The following is a 17,010-nucleotide window of genomic DNA, read 5'->3' as shown; positions in this document are numbered from 1 at the left end:
GGCCAGATGTGCCCGGACGAGCTGGAGGGGGATCGCTCCATGACCGTTTCCGTCGACTCGACGACGTCCGCGACCGCGAACGGGCCCGTGTCCGCAACCGTGTCCACGACCGATTCCGTGCCCGATTCCGCGACCGGTTCCGTGAGCGGCGCGGAGGTTCTGCGGCCGCATGCCGAGCACGCGTTCGCCGACGAACTCGCCGCGCTCGACGCGCAGGACGACCGGCCCCGTCCCGCCCGGTGGAAGCTCTCGCCGTGGGCCGTCGCGACGTACCTGCTCGGCGGCACGCTGCCCGACGGGACCGTGATCACGCCGAAGTACGTGGGGCCGCGGCGCATCGTCGAGGTCGCCGTCACCACGCTCGCCACCGACCGCGCCCTGCTCCTGCTCGGCGTGCCCGGCACCGCCAAGACCTGGGTGTCCGAGCATCTGGCCGCCGCGGTCAGCGGGGACTCGACCCTGCTCGTGCAGGGCACGGCGGGTACCCCCGAGGAGGCCATCCGGTACGGCTGGAACTACGCGCAGCTGCTCGCGCACGGGCCCAGTCGAGACGCGCTCGTGCCCAGCCCCGTCATGCGCGCGATGTCCGAGGGCATGACGGCGCGGGTCGAGGAGCTGACCCGCATCCCCGCCGATGTGCAGGACACGCTGATCACGATCCTGTCGGAGAAGACCCTGCCGATCCCGGAGCTCGGGCAGGAGGTGCAGGGCGTACGCGGCTTCAACCTCATCGCCACCGCCAACGACAGGGACCGCGGCGTCAACGACCTGTCGAGCGCGCTGCGCCGCCGGTTCAACACCGTCGTCCTGCCGTTGCCGCAGAGCGCGGAGGCCGAGGTCGACATCGTCGCGCGCCGCGTCGACCAGCTGGGCCGCTCGCTCGAACTGCCCACGGGGCCCGAGGGTTTCGACGAGATACGACGCGTCGTCACCGTCTTCCGCGAGCTGCGCGACGGCGTCACCACCGATGGGCGTACCAAGGTGAAGTCGCCCAGCGGCACGCTGTCGACCGCCGAGGCGATCTCCGTCGTCACCAACGGACTCGCGCTCGCGGCCCACTTCGGAGACGGCGTGCTGCGTCCCGGTGACGTCGCGGCCGGCATCCTCGGCGCCGTCGTGCGCGACCCGGCGGCGGACCGCGTGATCTGGCAGGAGTACCTCGAAGCGGTCGTGCGCGAGCGCGACGGCTGGAAGGACTTCTACCGCGCCTGCCGCGAGGTGAGCGCATGACGACGGCGCGGGAGCCGCTGCTGCTTGGGGTGCGGCATCACGGGCCGGGATCCGCGCGTGCGGTGCGGGCCGCGCTCGACGAGGGGAGCCCCGAGGTCGTCCTCGTCGAGGGACCGCCCGAGGCCGACGCCCTGGTGGCGCTCGCCGCCGACGAGGGGATGCGGCCGCCGGTCGCGCTGCTCGCGCATGTGGTGGACGAGCCCGGCCGTTCGGCGTTCTGGCCGCTCGCGGAGTTCTCTCCGGAGTGGGTGGCCATCCGGTGGGCCCTCGGGCAGGGCGTGCCGGTGCGGTTCATCGACCTTCCCGCGGCGCACTCGCTCGCCTTGCGCGCCGAGGAGGAGCGCGAGGGTGAGCGGGAGGGGGAGGCTGAGAGCAAGGGGGAGCGCGAAGGGGGCGCGGAGGGGCGGGGTGACGTGCGGATCGATCCCATCGCCGTGCTCGCCGAGACCGCCGGGTACGACGATCCCGAGCGCTGGTGGGAGGACGTCGTCGAGCACCGGGGGCCCGTCGGCGACGCGTTCGCACCGTTCGAGGCGCTGGGCGACGCCATGACGGCGCTGCGCGAGACGTACGGGGACGGCGGGCACGCGCGCGACCTGGTGCGCGAGGCCTATATGCGGATCCAAGTGCGCGCGGCGCGGAAGGAGTTCGGGGCGGGCGGGGTCGCCGTGGTGTGCGGCGCCTGGCACGTTCCCGCGCTGCGGCGGAAGGTCACGGTGGCCGCCGACCGGGCGCTCCTCAAGGGGCTGCCCAAGGTGAAGGCCGAGATGACGTGGGTGCCCTGGACGCATCGCAGGCTCGCCCGCACCAGTGGGTACGGCGCGGGAATCACGTCACCAGGGTGGTACGGGCATCTGTTCGGCACCCCCGACCGGCCCGTCGAGCGCTGGATGACGAAGGTCGCGGGGCTGCTGCGCGCCGAGGACAGGCTGGTGTCGTCCGCGCACGTCATCGAGGCGGTACGGCTCGCCGACACGCTCGCCGCGATGCGCGGGCGGCCGCTGGCCGGGCTCACCGAGGCGACCGATGCCGTACGGGCGGTGATGTGCGAGGGCTCCGACGTACCGCTCGGGCTCGTGCACGACAAGCTCGTCGTCGGGGACGTGCTGGGGGAGGTGCCCGATGCGGCGCCCGCCGTGCCGCTGCAGCGCGACCTCACGCGGATACAGCGCACGTTGCGGCTCAAACCGGAGGCGCTGGAGCGGCAGTTGGAGCTCGACCTGCGCAAGGAGACCGACGCCGCGCGCAGCACCCTGCTGCACCGGCTCCGGCTGCTCGGCATCGGCTGGGGCGATCCGGCCGTGTCCCGGGGGAGCACGGGCACGTTCCGGGAGACCTGGCGGCTGCGCTGGGATCCTGAGCTCTCCGTGCGGGTCGCGGAGGCGGGGGTGTGGGGGACCACGGTGCTCGGCGCGGCCACGGGCAGGGCGTCGGCCGACGCGGTCGAGGCGGTCGCCCTCGCCGATGTCACCGCGCTCGCGGAGCGGTGCCTGCTGGCCGAGTTGCCGGACGCGCTGCCCGTGGTGATGCGGGTCCTCGCGGACCGGGCCGCACTGGACACGGACGTCGGGCACCTCGCGCAGGCGCTGCCCGCACTGGTGCGCTCGCTGCGGTACGGGGACGTGCGGGGGACCGGTGCCGGGGGGCTCGGCGCGGTGGCCCTCGGGCTCGCCGAGCGGGTCTTCGTGGGCCTGCCGCCCGCGTGCGCGGGGCTCGACGCGGATGCGGCACTGGCCATGCGGGGGCATGTCGACGCGGTGCATCAGGCGGTCGGGCTGCTGGGTGAGCTGGCGTCGCCGTCGGACACCGGTCCGGCGGGCGGGGCGGCCGGTGCGGCGTCGGCCGCGGGGGGCGCGCAGGGAATCCGCGTCCGGTGGTACTCCGTGCTGCGGAAGCTCGCCCGGCGGGAGGCCGTCGCCGGGGTCGTACGGGGGCGGTGCGTGCGGCTGCTCCTGGACGGCGGGGAGTTGGGGGACGAGGACGTCGCCCGGCTCATGGGGCTCGCGCTCTCCCGGGGCAGCGCGCCCGCCGAGGGCGCCGCCTGGATCGAGGGGTTCGTCGGGGGCGCGTCCGGCGGCGGGATGCTGCTGGTGCACGACGAGCGGCTGCTGGGGCTGGTCGACGACTGGCTGAGCGGAGTCTCCGACGACGCGTTCACCGACGTACTGCCGCTGCTGCGGCGCACGTTCTCGGCGTACGAGCCAGGGGTGCGACGGACGTTGGGGGAGCTGGTGCGGCGTGGGCCCGGCGGGGGAGCCGGTGCGGTGGCCTCGGGCGCGGGAGGGATCCCCGGGTTCGACCCGGAGCTCGACGCCGCGCGTGCGGATGCCGTGTTGGCGGTGGTGGAGTTGTTGCTCGGGGGTGGGGCACGGGGCGGGGCCGGTGCGGGTGAGGGGCGGCTGTCCCGCGCCGGGAGAGGCGGCAGGGAGGCGGACGGCATCGGGGCGGGCGGAAACCGAGCAGGGAGCAGCGAGGTAGGTGGCACCGGCAGAGATGGCTCCGGTGCGGGCGGCGGCGTGGACGGGCACAGCGATCTTGCGGGGGTGGGGCGATGAGCGGAGTGGTGGACGAGCGGTTGCGGCGGTGGCGGCTTGTGCTTGGTGGGGGTGACGCGGACGGCACCGGGTGCGGGCTCGCCGGGCAGGACGCGGCGATGGACGGTGCGCTCACCGCGCTGTACGGGGGAGGGGACGCCAAGGACGCCCGGGGGCGGGAACGTTCGGCGGGGCTCGGGGGATCCGCGCCGTCCGTGGCGCGCTGGCTCGGGGACATCCGGACGTACTTCCCCTCGTCCGTCGTCCAGGTCATGCAGCGCGACGCCATCGACAGGCTCGGGCTCTCCACGCTGCTCCTCGAACCCGAGATGCTGGAGGCCGTCGACGCCGACGTGCACCTGGTCGGGACGCTGCTCTCGCTCAACAAGGCCATGCCCGAGACCACCAAGGAGACCGCGCGTGCCGTCGTGCGCAAGGTCGTCGAGGACCTGGAGAAGCGGCTCGAGACGCGGACCCGCGCCACGCTCACCGGCGCCCTCGACCGCAGCGCGCGGGTCAGCAGACCCCGGCACCACGACATCGACTGGAACCGCACGATCGCGGCCAACCTCAAGAACTACCTGCCGGAGCACGGCACGATCGTCCCCGAGCGCCTGATCGGGTACGGGCGGGCGTCCCAGTCGGTGAAGAAGGAGGTCATCCTCTGCATCGACCAGTCGGGGTCGATGGCCGCGTCCGTCGTCTACGCCTCGGTGTTCGGCGCCGTGCTCGGTTCCATGCGGTCGCTCAACACGCGGCTCGTCGTCTTCGACACGAACGTCGTCGACCTGACCGACCAGCTCGACGACCCCGTGGACGTGCTGTTCGGTACGCAGTTGGGGGGCGGGACCGACATCAACCGGGCGCTCGCGTACTGCCAGTCGCAGATCACCCGGCCCGCGGACACGATCGTCGTCCTGATCAGCGATCTCTACGAAGGGGGCATACGCGACGAGATGCTGAAGCGCGTCGCGGCGATGAAGGCGTCCGGGGTGCAGTTCGTGACGCTGCTCGCGCTCTCCGACGAGGGGACACCCGCGTACGACCGGGAGCACGCGGCGGCGCTCGCCGCCCTCGACGCACCGGCCTTCGCCTGCACACCGGACCTCTTCCCCGACGTGATGGCCGCGGCGATCGAAAGGCGCCCACTTCCCATACCGGATACGACAGCGGGGAACCGGACATGAACACGCATCGGTAGCAGGGGGCTTGCGTGACCGCGGGCGAGCACGGCACCGGGCACGGGCCCCTGTCCGCGCCCGTCCACCTCAGCGGGTCCCTCGGTAACGTGAGCGTCGTGCACGGCGATCTGCACACCGCGGCGTTCGACGGCCGTGCGCCGGTCCGGCTCCTCGCCGGTGCCGGGCAGTCCGCGGATTCCGCGCCGATCCGCGCCAGCGCGGACGAGCTGCCCCAGCACTCCATCGCGGTGCCGGACCAGGCGTCCGACGCGGTGCAGGACGTCAAGGGCGACCTCCCCGACGTCAAGAAGGCCGCGACCGGTGCCGCCGCCAAGGTGAAGTCCGTCGACACCGCACCCACCGTCGACGCCGACCAGGTCCGGGACAAGCTCCCGGCCCAGGACAAGCCCGCGACCCCGGTCGGCGACGCCCGGGCCCTCGTGGGCAACGCCGTCACCGGAGTGCGCGGCGCGACCGGCGACATCACGCCGGGCCCCCCGCACACCGCCTGACCGCGGGAAGTAGCTGGAGCAACTGGATTAACTGGAGCAAACGGGCGGCCCCTGGTGCGGCAGGGGCCGCCCCCGGCCCGCGGAACAGGTGATCTGTGACAGTCATCACCGCCCAAATGTGATCTGCGATTTAGGGACCTACGGCCCGCGGCGATAACCTGCGAGACGGACATGCCGCGTACCGGACTCCGTCCTACGCCTCCCTTGTGACAGCGCAGTCACGTTGCCCTCCGCGGCACGCCCACGCAGACAGCTGACACCAAAGCAGCGAGATCGCAGCGAGATCACGGAAAAGGGACGGACGCGCGTGGACCTGTTCGAGTACCAGGCGAGGGACCTCTTCGCCAAGCACGGTGTACCGGTGCTGGCCGGTGAAGTCATCGACACGCCTGAGGCGGCGCGCGAGGCCACCGAGCGACTGGGCGGCAAGTCGGTCGTCAAGGCACAGGTGAAGGTCGGTGGCCGCGGCAAGGCCGGCGGCGTGAAGCTGGCCGCCGACCCGGACGAGGCCGTCGCTCGTGCGACGGACATTCTCGGGATGGACATCAAGGGCCACACGGTCCACAAGGTGATGATCGCCGAGCTGTCCCCGGAGATCGAGGCGGAGTACTACGTCTCGTACCTCCTGGACCGCACCAACCGCACCTTCCTGGCCATGGCGTCGGTGCAGGGCGGCATGGACATCGAGGAGGTCGCGGAGAAGACCCCCGAGGCCCTCGCGAAGGTCCCGGTCAACGCCGTCGACGGCGTGAACATCGAGAAGGCCCGCGAGATCGTGGCCCTGGCGAAGTTCCCGGCCGAGGTGGCCGAGGGCGTGGCCGAGGCGATGGTGACCCTGTGGGACACCTTCGTCGCCGAGGACGCGCTCCTCGTCGAGGTCAACCCGCTGGTGAAGACCAAGGACGGTCGCATCCTGGCCCTGGACGGCAAGGTCTCGCTCGACGAGAACGCCGACTTCCGCCAGCCCGACCACGAGGCCCTCGAGGACAAGGACGCAGCCAACCCGCTCGAGGCTGCCGCCAAGGCCAAGAACCTCAACTACGTCAAGCTCGACGGCGAGGTCGGCATCATCGGTAACGGTGCCGGTCTGGTCATGTCGACCCTGGACGTCGTCGCGTACGCCGGTGAGAACCACGGTGGCGTGAAGCCCGCCAACTTCCTCGACATCGGTGGCGGCGCCTCCGCGGAGGTCATGGCGAACGGCCTGGAGATCATCCTCGGCGACTCGGACGTCAAGTCCGTCTTCGTCAACGTCTTCGGTGGCATCACCGCGTGCGACGAGGTCGCCAACGGCATCGTGCAGGCTCTCGAGCTGCTCGCCTCGAAGGGTGAGAAGGTCGAGAAGCCGCTGGTCGTGCGCCTCGACGGCAACAACGCGGAGCTGGGTCGCAAGATCCTGAGCGACGCCAACCACCCGCTCGTGCAGCGTGTGGACACCATGGACGGCGCGGCCGACAAGGCCGCCGAGCTCGCGGCCGCGAAGTAAGGGACGAGGGACAGAACAGCCATGGCTATCTTCCTCAACAAGGACAGCAAGGTCATCGTCCAGGGCATGACCGGTGCCACGGGCATGAAGCACACCAAGCTCATGCTCGGTGACGGCACCAACATCGTCGGCGGCGTGAACCCGCGCAAGGCGGGCACGAAGGTCGACTTCGACGGCACCGAGGTACCGGTCTTCGGCTCGGTCAAGGAGGCCATGGAGGCCACGGGCGCCAACGTGTCCGTCCTCTTCGTGCCCCCGGCCTTCTCCAAGGCCGCCGTCGTCGAGGCGATCGACGCCGAGATCCCCCTCGCCGTCGTCATCACCGAGGGCATCGCCGTCCACGACTCCGCCGCCTTCTGGGCGTACGCGAAGTCGAAGGGCAACAAGACCCGCATCATCGGCCCGAACTGCCCGGGTCTGATCACGCCGGGTCAGTCGAACGCGGGCATCATCCCGGGCGACATCACGAAGCCGGGCCGCATCGGCCTGGTCTCGAAGTCCGGCACGCTGACGTACCAGATGATGTACGAGCTCCGTGACATCGGCTTCTCCTCGGCCGTCGGCATCGGTGGCGACCCGGTCATCGGCACGACGCACATCGACGCGCTCGAGGCCTTCGAGGCCGACCCCGACACCGACCTGATCGTCATGATCGGCGAGATCGGCGGCGACGCGGAGGAGCGCGCGGCGGACTACATCAAGGCCAACGTGACGAAGCCGGTCGTCGGCTACGTCGCGGGCTTCACCGCGCCCGAGGGCAAGACCATGGGCCACGCCGGTGCCATCGTCTCCGGCTCCTCCGGCACGGCGCAGGCGAAGAAGGAAGCGCTTGAGGCCGCTGGCGTGAAGGTCGGCAAGACGCCTACCGAGACGGCGAAGCTCGCGCGCGCCATCCTGGCGGGCTGACCTAGCCGTTGATTGTGGGCCCGCACCTCTTTTTGAGGTGCGGGCCCACTTTTGTTTTTGGCTGCGGGCCCGGTGGGGCTGAGCGCGCAGTTCCCCACGCCCCTTACGGGGCTACTCCGGCCGCGGGGTCAGGCGTTCCGGGCCGCTGGCCAGTTCCTCGCGGAGCTTCTTGCGGAGTTCCGTCTCCTCGTACGAGAGCGGGCCCGGGCCCATCCGGGCCGGTACTCCGCTGATGGCCTTGCCCGGTGCCTGCGGGGGCTCGTAGTGCGTGGGGGCCGTTCTCAGGGTGAGGGCCGTCGCGCCGATGATCAGGGCCGTGAAGGCGATCGCCGTGCGCGTCCAGAAGCGGGCGCGGTGCTCGCTGCCGGTGCGGATGCGTTCGGCCTTCGGCGTGCCCAGCTTCTCCGCGCCGCCCAGTTCGCCGAGGCGCCGGTGCAGCGCGTCGGGCGTGGCCAGTTCGGGCAGGCGTTCGGCGACCGCCTCGCGCGCGTGCAGGAGCCGGTTGGCCGCGGCGGGCGTGCTCGCCTCGGTCTCGGCCGCGGTCTCGGGCAGGTCGAGCCCGACGCCGTCGTAGAGCAGCAGCGTGCGGCGCTGCGCGGGCGGCAGGCTGAGGAGTACGGCGAGGAAGGCGCGGTCGGCAGGTTCGGCGGGCGGTGCGTCGGGGTGCCGCTGGCTGGGCCGGAAGCGGTGCCAGGGGGACATCGCGTACTCGTACGCCGCCGCGCGCACCCAGCCCGCCGGGTCACGGTCGACGGCCACCTCGGGCCAGCGCTGCCAGGCCAGTTGGAAGGCCCGCTCCACCGACTCCCGCGCGAGGGTCCTGTGCCCGGTGAGCAGATACGTCTGGCGTACGAGGCTGGGGGCGCAGTGGGCGCAGAGCGCGTCGAAGGCCTGTGCGGGGGTGAGGGAGGGCTGATCCGACCGCTCGGAGCTTTCCGGCCCGGGTGACGCGGGGGCCGTCCGCCGGGCGCCGACCGGTGCCAGGCCGCGGTGGGGGAGCTTGCGGGAGTCGCGCGGGGTGGCCCGCGGCTTCGACGCGCGTTTGGCGGTGGGCTCGGGCCGGGTCCGCGATCTGCCGCGGTCCGCGGCGGAGCCGTTGTGCGGGGTGCCGTTCTTCGGCTTCGGCTTCGGGGCCGGGGTGTCGACCACCGGTGGTGCCGAGGGCTCGGACGGGGGCGCGGGCTCGGCCGTCCGGACTACCGCGGACTGCTCGTCCGCGATCGCGTCGAGCAGCTTCGCGTACGCGTCGCGCTTGCGGCCGCGCGGGCTGGTGCGGCCCGTCTCCCACGAGCGCACGGTCTCGCGGGTGACGCCCACCTTCGCGGCGACATCGGCCTGGCTCAGCGACTTCGCCTCGCGCAGCCTGCGGCGTTCCTTGGGGGACGGCAGAGGCGTGGCAGGGCTCTGGGGCATCGGACTCTCCGCACGGTGGGCCGACGTGCGGCGGACGGCCGGGCGCAGCCGTTCCGCCGTACGAAAAAGTACATAAACGTATCTTGAGTGACACATCCGGTATTCGCCTGTTACGGGAAGAAAGCGCGTGTCGTTGGGAGCATGGCCGGGTGAACCGAACGACCGACCCCAGCGCCTCGCCGCCGCCCGTGAAGCCGCAGCTACAGCCGAAGTCGCTGCCGCTGACCGAACGGGCGGGTGACCGTTCGCCAGGTCTTGCCACCTGTGTCGTCGGCGGGGCCGTCGCCGCGGGGCTCGGGCTCGGCTCGTTCGCCGTCCTCGTGATGGTGCTGTGGATCAGCTCGCCCTACCCGGACAGCGGGCCCGGCGGCGCCCTGCACGTGGCGGCGGCGCTCTGGCTGCTCGCCCACGGCACCGAGCTGATCAGGACGGACACGCTCTCCGGGGTGCCCGCGCCGGTCGGCGTCACGCCGCTGCTGCTCGTCGTCCTGCCCGGCTGGCTCGTGCACCGGGCGGCCAGGGACGCGGCGGCCCCCGAGGGGCGCGGGCACGCGGTGCGCACCGCGTGGTGCGGGGTGGTCACCGGCTATCTGCTGGTCGGCGCGGCCGCGACGCTCTACTCGGCGGGCGGTGAGCTGAGCGCGTCCTGGGTCGGCGCCGCCGTGCACCTGCCGGTGCTCGTGGTGGTCGCGGCCGGGTTCGGGGTGTGGACGGCGCACGGCCGTCCGCGCGGGCCGCTACCGGTATCGCTGCGGCGGGCGCTGACCGCGCTGCCCGGCGGGGTGCGGGCGCTCTTCGTACGCGGCTTCTTCGTGCGCAGGCGGGCACTGGCCCTCGCGCGGGCAGGGGCGGCGGCGACGCTGGTGCTCGTCGGCGGCGGTGCGCTGCTCGTCGCGGTCTCCCTGGTGCTGCACGCGGGCCCGATGCGGGAGTCGTTCGCGCAGGTCACGGACGTGTGGTCGGGGCGGTTCGCGGTGCTTCTGCTCGCCCTCGCGCTGGTGCCCAACGCCGCGGTGTGGGGCGCCGCCTACGGACTCGGCCCCGGCTTCGCCCTGGGCACGGGGACGGTGGCGGGTCCGCTGTCCGTGGGCGCGGGGCCGCTGCTCCCGCCGTTCCCGCTGCTCGCCGCGGTGCCTCCGGAGGGGCCGGGATCGCCGCTGACCTGGACCGCCGCCGCGGTGCCCGTGGCGGCAGGGCTCATGGTCGCGTGGTGCACGGTACGGGTGGCGGCCCCGGCCTTCGGCGAGCGGGACGAGGCGTGGTCGCGGGGCCGGACGGCCGCGGGCGCGGCGGCGGCCGCGGCCGTGTGCGGTGCGGCGACGGCGGTGCTCGGCGCGCTCGCGGGCGGGCCGATGGGCACGGCCGTGCTCGCCGACTTCGGGCCCGTGTGGTGGCAGACGGGGGCGGCGGCGCTCGGCTGGTCGGCGTTGGTCGGGGTGCCGGGGGCGCTGGCGCTGCGGGCGTGGCGGCTGCGGGAGCCCAAGCCTGCGGCGCCGAAGGGGTCCGTGGCGGACGGGCCCGTGGAGTCCGTGGAGCCCGTGGGGGAGGGGCTCGCGGGGGCGCCTTCACTGCGGCGGCGTCTTCTGCGTCTTCCTCGTTTCGCGCGGGTTCGGGTACCGATGCCTCGCGTACGGATGAGTGTGCGGGTGCCGAAGGTCCGGCTGCCGTGGCCAGGCCGTCGCACCCCCGCGGACGCCTCGCCCGCCGAGCCCGCCGCACCGGCTCCGGTGAGCTTCGAGCTGTACGACTTCGCGGATACCGGTACTGGTACCGACGCCCCCGCGCCTTCCTGGCACGACGAGTCCCAACGCGAGGCCCGCTGGCGCGCCTTGAAGGAAGCGTCGGGAGTCCTTCCGGAGGAGCCGGAACGCGAAGGGCCCGCCCACCCCGGCTCGGGGTGAACGGGCCCGTAAGGAGCTTCGTGGCGCGGCGGAGCCTCAGTCGTCCTGCTCGCCCAGGAGCGGGCGCAGCGGCTTCGGCAGCAGGTCCTCGCAGGACTGCTTCGACGCGCTGGTGAGCGCGTCGTCCACGCACGTGTAGTAGTCCCGGTACACCAGCTGCGCCGTGAACGTGGCCGCCACCATGGCCAGCGCGAGCGCCCCCGTCACCAGGCCGCTGATCGCCGCCGTCGTCTGCGGCCGCGTCGTGGTGGGCGTCTTGTCGGTGCGCGGTGTGCCGTCGGGGCCCGTGGGCGCGGCGGCCGTCGGGTCGGGGGTGCGCCGCTTGGCGCGCAGCGACTGGATGGCCCACATCAGCGCGAGCGCGCCGAGCAGTAGCGCCACGTACCGCCAGCCGAAGAGCGCGAAGAAGAAGCCCCACATGCCGGAGAGCAGGGCGTAGCGCGCGCGGCGCTGGGCCGGGTCGGTCGGGTCCCAGCGCATGCCACCGCCGCCGCCCCCGCCGGAGCCCGACGGGCCCTCCTGGCCGGGGCCGTTCTGCTGGCCGGGGCGCTCGCCGAAGCCGCCCTGGGAGCGGCCGGGCTGCCGGTCGCTCCACTGGCTGCCCCAGGGGGAGCCCGATCCTTCGCCGTCCTGGTGGGAGTCGCCCGAGGGGCGGCGCGGCTGCCAGGGCTTGTCCGGTGTCCCCTCCGGCGGCGGCGCGAAGGGGTTGTCGTCGTCCTTGCCCGTTCCCTGCTGGCCCGAGCCCCGGGACTTCGGTCCCTGGGAATCGGAGTCCTGCGGTGGAGACGAAGGGCGGCTACGGTCCGGCATCAGGTGTGCGTCTTCCCCTAGGTAGGGCCGTGGAGGAGCCGTCGTGCGATGGCTCGGCAACTCGGCATTCGTCGGTATTCAGGCGCCTTTCCCCCAGACGCTACCCTCCGCCCGCGCCACCGTCCCGTGAGGGGCGGTTCCGGGTGCCGGTATCGTTGCTGGCGGTCGGCCGCTTCGTAGGGTTCCCCGTATCACGGAGCACGAAGCCTTCGTACGACCATACAAAGACGCACCTCCGAGAAAGGGCCCCGCTGTGGCCAAGAGCGCTGTGGTCGCGCGCCCCAAGCGCCTCGTCGTACTGGTGTCCGGGTCGGGCACGAATCTGCAGGCCCTGATCGACGCCATCGGCGAAGAGGGCACGGAGGGCTACGGGGCCGAGATCGTGGCCGTCGGCGCCGACCGCGACGGCATCGCGGGCCTGGAGCGCGCCGAGCGCGCCGGGCTCCCGGTCTTCGTCTGCCGGGTGAAGGACCACGACACCCGCGAGGCGTGGGACGCGGCGCTGGCCGAGGCGACCGCCGCGTACGAACCCGATCTGGTCGTCTCCGCCGGGTTCATGAAGATCGTGGGGAAGGAGTTCCTCGCGCGCTTCGGCGGGCGGGTCGTGAACACGCACCCCGCGCTGCTGCCCAGTTTTCCGGGGGCCCACGGCGCGCGCGACGCGCTCGCGTACGGCGTGAAGGTCACCGGCTGCACCGTCCACTTCGTCGACGACGGCGTCGACACCGGCCCGATCATCGCCCAGGGCGTGGTCGAGGTCCGGGACGAGGACGACGAGAGCGCTCTGCACGAGCGCATCAAGGAAGTCGAGCGCACGCTGCTCGTCGATGTCGTGGGGCGTCTGGCCCGGCACGGCTACCGCATTGAGGGACGAAAGGTTCTTATCCCGTGACCGCCGAAGCGAACAACGCCGCGAACGCGAACGACGCCGCGCAGCGCCCCATCAAGCGCGCGCTCGTCAGCGTCTACGACAAGACCGGCCTGGAAGAGCTCGCGCGCGGGCTGCACGAGGCGGGCGTCGAGCTCGTCTCCACCGGTTCGACGGCCGGGCGGATCGCCGCCGCCGGGGTGCCCGTCACCAAGGTCGAGGAGCTCACCGGCTTCCCCGAGTGCCTGGACGGCCGCGTCAAGACGCTGCACCCGAAGGTCCACGCGGGGATCCTCGCCGACCTGCGCCTGGAGGACCACCGGCGCCAGCTCGCCGAGCTCGGCGTGGAGCCCTTCCAGCTCGTCGTGGTGAACCTGTACCCCTTCAAGGAGACCGTCGCCTCGGGCGCCACTCCCGACGAGTGCGTCGAGCAGATCGACATCGGCGGCCCCTCGATGGTCCGCGCCGCCGCCAAGAACCACCCCTCGGTCGCGGTCGTCACCGACCCGAAGCGCTACGCGGACGTGCTCGCGGCGGTCAAGGCGGGCGGCTTCGACCTGACCGCGCGCAAGCGGCTCGCGGGAGAGGCGTTCCAGCACACGGCGGCGTACGACGTGGCTGTCGCGAGCTGGTTCGCCGATGCCCGCGGCGGAGCCGCTGATGAGCACAGCGCCGCCGCCGACGAGTCCGGCTTCCCCGAGTTCCTCGGTGCCACGTACACGCGCGACAACGTGCTCCGCTACGGCGAGAACCCGCACCAGGGCGCCGCGTTGTACGTCGACGGCACGGGCGGTCTCGCCGAGGCCGAGCAGCTGCACGGCAAGGAGATGTCGTACAACAACTTCACCGACACGGACGCCGCGCGCCGTGCCGCGTACGACCACGACGAGCCCTGCGTCGCGATCATCAAGCACGCCAACCCGTGCGGCATCGCGATCGGCGCGAACGTCGCCGACGCGCACCGCAAGGCGCACGCCTGTGACCCGCTGTCCGCGTTCGGCGGCGTGATCGCCGTCAACCGCCCCGTCTCCAAGGAGATGGCGGAGCAGGTCGCCGAGATCTTCACCGAGGTCATCGTCGCGCCCGAGTACGAGGACGGCGCCCTCGAAGTCCTCACCAAGAAGAAGAACATCCGCGTGCTGCGCGCCCACCAGGCGCCGTCGAACGCGGTCGAGGTCAAGCAGATCGACGGGGGCGCGCTGCTCCAGGTCACCGACCGGCTGCAGGCCGACGGCGACAACCCCGCCAACTGGACGCTCGCCACGGGCGATGCCCTGAACGAGGGCGAGCTCGCCGATCTCGCCTTCGCCTGGAAGGCGTCCCGCGCGGTGAAGTCCAACGCGATCCTGCTCGCCAAGGACGGTGCCTCGGTCGGCGTCGGCATGGGCCAGGTCAACCGCGTCGACTCCGCGAAGCTCGCCGTCGAGCGCGCGGGCGAGGAGCGGGCCCGTGGCGCCTACGCCGCGTCCGACGCGTTCTTCCCCTTCCCCGACGGTCTGGAGATCCTGACCGCCGCGGGCGTCAAGGCCGTGGTCCAGCCGGGCGGTTCGGTCCGCGACGAGCTGGTCGTGGAGGCCGCGAAGAAGGCGGGCGTCACGATGTACTTCACGGGGACGCGGCACTTCTTCCACTGAGCCGCATGATCTGACGTACGCATGGCTGACGTACGCGTGACGTACGCACAAGGGCCGCACCCTCCTGTGTCAGGAGTGGTGCGGCCCTTGTACGCGTACGCCGGGGAACTCGCTCAGTAGCGAGGGCGGTTGAACCACGCGGTGCCGCTGGGGACGACGGGCGCGAGGGTGATGATGACGGCGAAGACGACCCAGATGAGCGGGCCGATGATCGCGGTCGCGTAGCCCGTGTCCAGGCCGACGAAGAGGTAGATCAGGCCGACGATGCCACCGAGCGCGCCGTACACGACCGTCGTGATGCGCACGCCCTGGCCGCCGCGGCCGAACTTCACGCCGAGCGTGATCGAGAGGGCGGCGAAGGCGGCGGCGATGAGCGCGAAGACCACGAACAGGCCGGTGGCCGCGTCACCGAAGCCCGCGTCGTCGAGCCCGAACTCGTCGGCGCTGTCCGAGACGTCGTTGGCGACGGCCGCGCCGTAGAGGAAGCCGATGGTCGACAGGATCTGCACCGAGGAGATCAGGAACAGGAAGACCCGCGCGGTCATCAGGAGGCCCGGCATCGACTGCTGCATCATGTTGCCGCCCGGGTAACCGGGGTAGCCCGGGTAGCCGGGCTGCTGCTGCGGGTAGCCGTAGCCCTGCTGCGGCGGGACGCCGGGCGGGCCCTGCTGGGGATAGCCGTACCCGGGAGCGGCCGGGGGCTGCTGGGGCGGCTGCCCGTATGGGTTGTTCGGGTCGCCGTAACTCATGGCGGTCTTCCTCCGTCGGGTCGTGCTGGGGACGACGCGGCACACCATGGAGGAAGTTCTACAGATGCGGTCCGTCCCCCCGACACTGCCGCGGCACTGTGCCGCACATGGTTCTTTAGCCGTGGCTTATTTGTCCAGCCGTAGTCCGTATGTGTTGTGCAAGTGCAACCTCGCTGATCAGCGGCGCAACGGCGGTGCGCCCGGGGGAGTGCCCTGATTGGTACCGGGCGGGTGTCATCCGGGAAGATGGGGGCATGACCGCCCAGATTCTCGATGGCAAGGCCACCGCAGCCGCGATCAAGTCCGAACTGACCGCCCGCGTGGCGGCCCTGAAGGAGAAGGGCGTCACGCCCGGACTCGGTACCGTCCTGGTCGGCGACGACCCGGGCAGCCAGAAGTACGTCGCGGGCAAGCACCGCGACTGCGCGCAGGTGGGCATCGCCTCCATCCAGCGCGAACTGCCCGCCACCGCCTCCCAGGAGGAGATCGAGGCGGTCGTCCGCGAGCTGAACGAGGACCCGGAGTGCACGGGTTACATCGTCCAGCTCCCGCTGCCCAAGGGCATCGACGAGAACCGCGTCCTGGAGCTGATGGACCCGGACAAGGACGCCGACGGCCTGCACCCGATGAACCTCGGCCGCCTCGTCCTGAACGAGCCGGCGCCGCTGCCCTGCACGCCGTACGGAATCATCCGGCTGCTCAGGCAACACGACGTGGAGATCAAGGGCGCCGAGGTCGTCGTGGTCGGCCGCGGCGTGACCATCGGCAGGCCCATGCCGCTCCTCCTCACCCGCAAGTCCGAGAACGCCACCGTCACGCAGTGCCACACCGGCACCCGTGACCTCGCCGCCCACCTCAGGCGGGCGGACATCATCGTCGCCGCGGCGGGCGTGCCGCACCTGATCAAGCCCGAGGACGTGAAGCCGGGCGCCGCCGTCCTGGACGTCGGCGTCTCGCGCGACGAGAACGGCAAGATCGTCGGCGATGTCCACCCGGGCGTCGCCGAGGTGGCCGGGTGGATCTCGCCGAACCCCGGCGGTGTCGGCCCGATGACCCGCGCGCAGCTCCTGGTGAACGTCGTCGAGGCGGCGGAACGCTCCGCGAGCTGAACGGGAAAGGTGCCAGGCCATGAGTGCAGGACCTGAGCCGGGGCAGACCCCGGATGCTCCCGAGGCCAAGGGCGCGGTCAGCGCGCCGAGCCCGGACGGGCGGCCGCGGAAGGTGACGCGCCGCTTCCCGCTGTTCACGCGGGACACCGCGCGGCCCGAGGGCGGCGGCCGCGCGGCGCCCGGCGACGCGCCCGCGCCCGCCCGGCAGTGGCCCCTGCTCACCGTGGTCTCCACGGTCGGGCTCGGCCTGCTGATCACCGCGTTCGACGCGTTCCGCTTCGGCACGATACTGATCGGTCTCGCGCTCATCGGCGGTGCCGTGCTGCGCTGGATGCTGCCGGACGTGGGGATGCTCGCGGTCCGTTCGCGGTTCACGGACATGGTCACGTACGGCGTGCTCGGCGGGGCGATCGTGCTCCTCGCGATGATGGCGCAGCCGGACCCGATCCTGGAGATCCCGTTCCTGGACGACACGCTGCACTACACGATCTGAACCGCGCCGCTCGACCGCGCCGCTTGAGTGGCCATGGCCCGTCCTTCCCCCGGTGAGGACGGGCCATCGCCGTTCGGACGGCCGCTCTCGTGCGTCGCGGCCCTGCCTGCTCCCACCCGAACCTACGGACTCGCCAGGCCCGCGTCATCGCGTGCTGGTTGGACGTCGGGGTCACCCTCTGCGG

At 72.4% G+C, this 17,010-nt stretch carries 14 protein-coding genes; 11 read left to right on the top strand and 3 right to left on the bottom strand.

What is annotated here, in order from left to right:
• Positions 1–39 precede the first annotated feature (39 nt).
• The 6 genes from CP970_RS16675 (at position 40) to sucD (ending at position 7,849) form a co-directional block, all read left to right on the top strand.
• Complete coding sequence (locus tag CP970_RS16675) at positions 40–1,230, top strand: ATP-binding protein (RefSeq protein ID WP_224058474.1); 1,191 nt, start codon at positions 40–42, stop codon at positions 1,228–1,230.
• Positions 1,227–3,785: a DUF5682 family protein gene (locus tag CP970_RS16670; protein ID WP_150493488.1), complete on the top strand. Its 2,559-nt coding sequence runs from the start codon at positions 1,227–1,229 to the stop codon at positions 3,783–3,785. The genes CP970_RS16675 and CP970_RS16670 overlap by 4 nt, the downstream gene beginning before the upstream one ends.
• The gene (locus tag CP970_RS16665; RefSeq protein WP_150493486.1) at positions 3,782–4,951 is read left to right on the top strand and encodes a VWA domain-containing protein; all 1,170 of its coding nucleotides are present in this window, start codon (positions 3,782–3,784) and stop codon (positions 4,949–4,951) included. Before CP970_RS16670 ends, CP970_RS16665 begins: the two co-directional genes overlap by 4 nt.
• A gap of 26 nt (positions 4,952–4,977) precedes the next feature.
• Positions 4,978–5,457, top strand: coding sequence for a hypothetical protein (locus CP970_RS16660; RefSeq protein ID WP_055552082.1), 480 nt, complete (start codon positions 4,978–4,980; stop codon positions 5,455–5,457).
• Positions 5,458–5,764: 307 nt separating this feature from the next.
• Positions 5,765–6,943 carry an ADP-forming succinate--CoA ligase subunit beta gene (gene sucC / locus CP970_RS16655; RefSeq protein WP_055552080.1) on the top strand — a complete coding sequence of 393 codons (1,179 nt, stop codon included), beginning with the start codon at positions 5,765–5,767 and terminating at the stop codon, positions 6,941–6,943.
• A 21-nt stretch (positions 6,944–6,964) separates the two neighbouring features.
• Complete coding sequence (gene sucD, locus CP970_RS16650) at positions 6,965–7,849, top strand: succinate--CoA ligase subunit alpha (protein WP_055552078.1); 885 nt, start codon at positions 6,965–6,967, stop codon at positions 7,847–7,849.
• A gap of 111 nt (positions 7,850–7,960) precedes the next feature.
• On the opposite strand, the gene CP970_RS16645 is transcribed toward sucD, so the two are convergent.
• Entirely contained in the window at positions 7,961–9,262 is a 1,302-nt protein-coding gene (locus tag CP970_RS16645; protein WP_055552075.1) for a helix-turn-helix domain-containing protein, read from the bottom strand.
• Positions 9,263–9,411: 149 nt separating this feature from the next.
• Here CP970_RS16645 and CP970_RS16640 point away from each other — a divergent pair, with 149 nt between their 5' ends.
• Entirely contained in the window at positions 9,412–11,163 is a 1,752-nt protein-coding gene (locus CP970_RS16640; RefSeq protein ID WP_398655226.1) for a cell division protein PerM, read from the top strand.
• A gap of 36 nt (positions 11,164–11,199) precedes the next feature.
• Here CP970_RS16640 and CP970_RS16635 read toward each other — a convergent pair whose 3' ends face one another.
• Positions 11,200–11,973, bottom strand: a complete 774-nt coding sequence (locus CP970_RS16635; RefSeq protein WP_055552074.1) for a hypothetical protein — start codon at positions 11,971–11,973, stop codon at positions 11,200–11,202.
• Positions 11,974–12,226: 253 nt separating this feature from the next.
• Between CP970_RS16635 and purN the strand changes: the two genes are divergently transcribed.
• Together purN and purH are read left to right on the top strand one after the other, a co-directional pair.
• On the top strand, positions 12,227–12,865 hold the full coding sequence (purN, locus tag CP970_RS16630) for a phosphoribosylglycinamide formyltransferase (RefSeq protein WP_398655224.1): 639 nt from the start codon (positions 12,227–12,229) through the stop codon (positions 12,863–12,865).
• Positions 12,862–14,475 carry a bifunctional phosphoribosylaminoimidazolecarboxamide formyltransferase/IMP cyclohydrolase gene (gene purH / locus CP970_RS16625; protein WP_055552069.1) on the top strand — a complete coding sequence of 538 codons (1,614 nt, stop codon included), beginning with the start codon at positions 12,862–12,864 and terminating at the stop codon, positions 14,473–14,475. The genes purN and purH overlap by 4 nt, the downstream gene beginning before the upstream one ends.
• A 113-nt stretch (positions 14,476–14,588) precedes the next feature.
• Here the strand turns inward: purH and CP970_RS16620 are convergent, their stop codons facing one another.
• Positions 14,589–15,224 (bottom strand): hypothetical protein, encoded by a 636-nt coding sequence (locus CP970_RS16620; RefSeq protein ID WP_055552067.1) that lies wholly within the window; start codon positions 15,222–15,224, stop codon positions 14,589–14,591.
• Between the two features lie 254 nt (positions 15,225–15,478).
• On the opposite strand from CP970_RS16620, the gene CP970_RS16615 reads away from it, so the two are divergent.
• Positions 15,479–16,333, top strand: a complete 855-nt coding sequence (locus CP970_RS16615) for a bifunctional methylenetetrahydrofolate dehydrogenase/methenyltetrahydrofolate cyclohydrolase (RefSeq protein WP_055552065.1) — start codon at positions 15,479–15,481, stop codon at positions 16,331–16,333.
• A 19-nt stretch (positions 16,334–16,352) separates the two neighbouring features.
• Positions 16,353–16,826, top strand: a complete 474-nt coding sequence (locus tag CP970_RS16610; protein WP_055552062.1) for a DUF3017 domain-containing protein — start codon at positions 16,353–16,355, stop codon at positions 16,824–16,826.
• The last annotated feature ends 184 nt before the right edge of the window (positions 16,827–17,010 follow it).

It is taken from the genome of Streptomyces kanamyceticus, assembly GCF_008704495.1.
Classification (GTDB): Bacteria; Actinomycetota; Actinomycetes; order Streptomycetales; family Streptomycetaceae; genus Streptomyces; species Streptomyces kanamyceticus.
Note: the sequence above shows the minus strand (reverse complement) of the source record. Positions and strands in the feature narration are given on the sequence as shown.